This is a genomic window from Xenorhabdus stockiae (genome assembly GCF_002632825.1).
Classification (GTDB): domain Bacteria; phylum Pseudomonadota; class Gammaproteobacteria; order Enterobacterales; family Enterobacteriaceae; genus Xenorhabdus; species Xenorhabdus stockiae.
The window spans coordinates 1-1,010 of the sequence record NZ_NJAJ01000128.1 but is presented as its reverse complement, the minus strand read 5'-3'; the positions used below and the strand labels follow the sequence as shown (position 1 = coordinate 1,010).

Below are 1,010 nucleotides of genomic sequence, written 5' to 3'. Positions count from 1 at the left end.
TTGAATTGATGCACGATACGACTCGTGATGGGCGCGTCCGTGACCGTATCAAAGCCGTGCTTTTAGCTTCAGAAGGCTGGACTGCTCAAATGATTGCTCAGGCTTTGCGTATTCATGAAAGTACGGTGAGTCGCCATCTGAAGGACTATTTCTCTGAGGAAAAACTCGGCCCTGAAAATGGGGGCTCTGAAAGCCGTCTGTCTGCCGAGCAAACAACAGAGTTAGTCGCGTATCTGACGGCAAATTTGATGCACACGACAGCCCAAATTGTTGCTTGGGTCGCGGCTCGCTGGCAGGTCACGTTCTCTGTGGCCGGGATGACAAAATGGCTCCACCGTCAGGGATTCAACTACAAGAAGCCGGTGGGAACACCGCATAAATGCGATACGGATAAACAGCAACAGTTTATTGAGCGCTACAACGCGCTGAAAGCGAAATGTGGGCAAAATGAGCCGATTTTGTTTATTGATGCTGTGCATCCTACCCAATCTACAAAATTAAGTTACGGCTGGATGAAGCGTGGAAGGACGCAGGTTAAAGTGGTCGAAACCACCGGCAGCCGAACCCGCCTCAACATTATGGGCGCCCTCAATTTGGAACGGATTGAAGCGACGGTGATCCGTGACTATCCGACGATTAACGCGAAAAATGTCGTCCTGTTTTTTGGTGCCATCCGGGAAACGTATCCGCTTTCACAAAGAATTCATATTATTCTGGATGGAGCGGGTTACCACCGTGCTGAAATAGTACAATTTTTTGCTGAAGTCCTGAATATCAGGTTGCATTATCTGCCACCTTACAGCCCTAACCTCAACCCGATTGAGCGATTATGGAAGTACGCGAATGAGCAGGTACGAAACAATGTCTATTTCCCGGATACCAAAACGTTCCGTAAAACCCTTCATCATTTTTTTCATGTCACCTTACCCGAAAAAGGACAGGAATTAGCTACCCGGCTGACCGATAATTTCCAGACTTTAATTCCTGCATCTTCAAGTTAATTGCGTATA

Annotated in this window: 1 protein-coding gene; it reads left to right on the top strand. The window is 47.6% G+C overall.

Going from position 1 to position 1,010, the window contains the following annotated elements:
* A partial coding sequence (locus tag Xsto_RS20740; RefSeq protein WP_244590482.1) for an IS630 family transposase occupies positions 1-1,001 on the top strand: 1,001 nt, incomplete at its 5' end.
* Positions 1,002-1,010: the final 9 nt, after the last annotated feature.